The sequence below is a fragment of the Rickettsia endosymbiont of Culicoides newsteadi genome (assembly GCF_002259525.1).
Classification (GTDB): Bacteria; Pseudomonadota; Alphaproteobacteria; order Rickettsiales; family Rickettsiaceae; genus Tisiphia.
On the sequence record NZ_MWZE01000110.1, the window covers coordinates 1 to 3764 of the forward strand.

Below are 3764 nucleotides of genomic sequence, written 5' to 3' on the forward strand. Positions count from 1 at the left end.
CAAGTGAAAATGCCTTGTTCAAATTGGTTTTTTGTGCTATAAAACAGATTACAGCAAAGTGGAATATGCCAATCCCAGATTGGGCGGTAACCGTTTCCCAGCTAGATATTTTCTTCCCTGATAGGTTGAATTTTAGACTATGATATTCTATACTGACACAGCTCAGCGAACGTTCTCATATGTTTTAGATAATCTTCATCCTAATCCTGTCGTTGATTTAGTAGGTGATTCTTTAATCATATAACAATATGTAATTCGAGCGTCATTGCGAGGAGAATGGATTGCCACGACCACTATGTGGTCTCGCAATGACCTCTTGTACTTTTAAACATTCGCTATTTAGCATAATTTGTTAAAACAGACTTATTACGATCATAATAAAGTTTCATAATCACAGAAGCAGTTTCTTCTACAGATCTTCTTGAAACATCAATTACCGACCATCCTTGTTGTTCGCAAATTTGTTTTACTTGCATACATTCTTCCTGGACTACTTTAAAATTAGTATAGCTAGTATTATCACTTATCTGTAAAGAATGCATTCTAGTTTCTCTTATTTCAATCAATCTAGCTGGATCAATAACTAAACCAATTATAAGTTGTTTTGTTACATTTCCTAAAATATCTAAAAATGGATAACCATGTATATAAGGTATATTTGCCGTTTTAAATCCATTATATGCTAAATATACAGAAGTCGGTGTTTTTGAGGTTCTAGAAGGACCAACCAGAATAATATCAGCTTCGTCTAATTCACTAGTCATCTGACCATCATCATGTCTAAATGTATAATCAATAGCATGAATTTTATCAAAATAACTTTCATCAAATTCATAATCATAAACTAAACTTCCTTCTGTTTCTACACCTAAAAAAGCTGAAATTTCTTTTACGATTCTACCTACGACAGAAATACAAGGAATTTTCAAATCATAACAAAATTTAGTTAAATTTCTTCTTAGTTCATAATCTAAAATAGTGTATAATACCAAGCCTGGCTTCATTTTAATTTTCCTCAAAACCTCATTCAACAATTCTACATTTCTTAACATTGGCCAATGATATAATTTTGACTCAATTTTACTAAATTGTGACAAAGCAGTATGAGCTGCATGCTTAACTGCTTGTACTGAAGAGTCTGAAACCAAGTGAATAACTAGCTTGTTCATAACTTATTAGTATTTGTGGATAATTTTTTATTCATACTTTAATATCTATATTAAAATTAACCAGTAATTAGGTATATATATCATGTATCAAGAGGTTAATAAACTATAAAATACAAAGAATAACTTTGTGGATAATTTTGTGTGTAAAATGCTAGATATCCAATATCCATCACGTTTCCTAACTTTAAACACATAAATTACTATAATTATCCACTTAAAAAATAATTATATAAATAATGTGAGTAATAATTACAATCAATATATTATACTAAGTAATTTAACAATAAAAAATGTGTATAACTACGTGTATATATAATATATCTACATATAAACAATCTCTACAACAACTAAAAAAATACTATATAACTATATAGATTAATATGGACTATATTTATGAACCAGATATTACAAACTTTTAAGAAAAATAATAATTATACTCCAATTTGGCTAATGCGTCAGGCTGGTAGATATTTACCTGAATACCAAAAAATAAGAAAAACTGTTAGTGGTTTCCTAAATTTATGTTATGATGTTAATAAGGCTGTAGAAGTTACCTTACAACCAATAAGAAGATATAATTTTGATGCAGCTATAGTTTTTTCTGATATTCTTGTTTTACCTGATGCACTAGGCTGGGATGTTAAATTTGAAGAAAATATAGGACCAATATTACGTAAATTTCAATCAAAAGAAGATTTTAAATATCTTAAAGAAAATTCTAGTGAAAAATTAAATGTAGTTTATGAGATAATAAATAAAATTAAAGCAAATTTGCCAACTGATACTGTACTAATAGGCTTTGCCGGTAGTCCATGGACGGTAATGACTTATATGCTTGAAGGAAGAGGTAAGCAAAGTTTTGAGACAAGTAAAAGATTTATTTATGAAAATAATAATTTAGCACAAGAACTTCTAGACTTTATCACTGAGAAGACTATTATCCACTTAATAGGACAAGTAAGAGCTGGAGCGGACTTAGTACAATTATTTGATTCATGGGCAGGGATATTAGAAGAAACAGAATATGACCAGTTTGTTATACAACCAACAAAAAAAATAGTAATAGCTTTAAAAGAACAATTTCCTTACTTACCGATTATAGGTTTTCCAAGAGGTTCTGGGCTTTTATATGAAAAATATATTAATAATACTGGTGTAGATGTTATTGGGTTGGATCAATTTGTACCGGTTAGTTCTATGAAATTATGGAGCGAAAAAATTATTGTACAAGGTAATCTAGATCCTTTTATATTACTTACTAATCAAGAGATTATTGAGGAAAAAGTTAGTAAAATAATTTTAAATTTTAAAAAAAAGAACTTTATATTTAATCTTGGACATGGTATATTACCAAATACACCAGTTGAAAATGTTGAGTTTTTAGTTAATTATGTCAGAAAATTTAGATATTAAAATCTCTCAAAAAAAAGTAGCTATTGTACTTTTTAATCTTGGTGGACCAGAGAGTTTAAGCTCAGTTAAGCAGTTCTTATTTAATTTATTTTATGACAGAGCGATTATTAATCTACCAAATCCTCTGAGATTTATTATTGCTAAAATAATATCAATTACCAGGAATAAAAAATCTCAAAAAATATACTCTCTAATAGGTAATAAGTCACCTATTTTACAGGAAACAGAATCTCAGAAAGATGCTATTATAGAAAAGTTAAAAAATACTATAAATGATGATTTTAGAGTTTTTATAGCAATGCGTCATTTTTCTCCTAATTCTGAAGAAGCCGTAAGAAGAATAAATGAATATAATCCTTCAGAAATAATATTATTACCATTATATCCACATTTTTCTAGCACTACTACTGGGTCTTCGATTAAAGATTTTGTATCTTCTTTCCAAAAAAATATACATTCAAATTTAGATATACCAATTAAAACTATTTGTTGTTATCCCATTGATGATCAATTTATTAAATCTCACTTACTGTTAATAAAAAAATCATTAAAAAAGTTAAAAAACAAAGGTATTTTTCGCATATTATTTTCAGCTCATGGATTGCCTACAAAAATAATAAAAGCAGGTGATCCTTATCAATGGCAAATTGAAAAAACTGTAGAAAATATAGTGTCTAATCTTAACATAGATAATTTAGATTATAAAATAACTTATCAAAGCCGTGTTGGTCCGGTGGAATGGTTAAAACCTAACACAGAGGATGAAATTGAAATAGCTGGTAAAGAAAATAAACCTCTTATAATAGTTCCAATAGCATTTGTATCAGAGCATGTTGAAACATTAGTAGAATTAGATATTGAATATAGAAAAATAGCTGACAAATATGGGATAGAATATATTAGAACTCCCACTGTGGGGGTAAATGAATTATTTATTAATAGTCTAACTAAGATGATATCAAATTTAATTGATTGTGGAGAAGAAACGAAAAACTTGATATGTAGTTCAATTAACAAGAAAATATGTCCTGGTAATTTTACTATGTGTCCTTGTATAGTCATGTATGGACTTACCAGATAATGCAAGAAAAAAATAATATATAACGATACTGGACTGAAAAATCAAGACAAAAAAATAATAATTTTGTTTCCCATTTTTGCATTTTTCAAGCTGCAATTTGT

3 protein-coding genes and 1 pseudogene are annotated in these 3764 nt (G+C 28.0%); 3 read left to right on the forward strand and 1 reads right to left on the reverse strand.

Annotated elements, in window-relative coordinates; translation table 11 throughout:
- Window positions 1-143, forward strand: a pseudogene (locus tag RiCNE_RS08615) (IS256 family transposase); the annotation flags it as partial.
- A gap of 192 nt (window positions 144-335) precedes the next feature.
- Here the strand turns inward: RiCNE_RS08615 and RiCNE_RS06275 are convergent.
- Window positions 336-1169 (reverse strand): pyruvate, water dikinase regulatory protein, encoded by an 834-nt coding sequence (locus RiCNE_RS06275; RefSeq protein WP_094649726.1) that lies wholly within the window; start codon window positions 1167-1169, stop codon window positions 336-338.
- A gap of 393 nt (window positions 1170-1562) precedes the next feature.
- Between RiCNE_RS06275 and hemE the strand changes: the two genes are divergently transcribed.
- Both hemE and hemH read left to right on the forward strand, forming a co-directional pair.
- Complete coding sequence (hemE, locus tag RiCNE_RS06280) at window positions 1563-2582, forward strand: uroporphyrinogen decarboxylase (RefSeq protein WP_094649727.1); 1020 nt, start codon at window positions 1563-1565, stop codon at window positions 2580-2582.
- Window positions 2560-3663 (forward strand): ferrochelatase, encoded by a 1104-nt coding sequence (gene hemH / locus RiCNE_RS06285; protein WP_094649728.1) that lies wholly within the window; start codon window positions 2560-2562, stop codon window positions 3661-3663. Before hemE ends, hemH begins: the two co-directional genes overlap by 23 nt.
- Window positions 3664-3764: the final 101 nt, after the last annotated feature.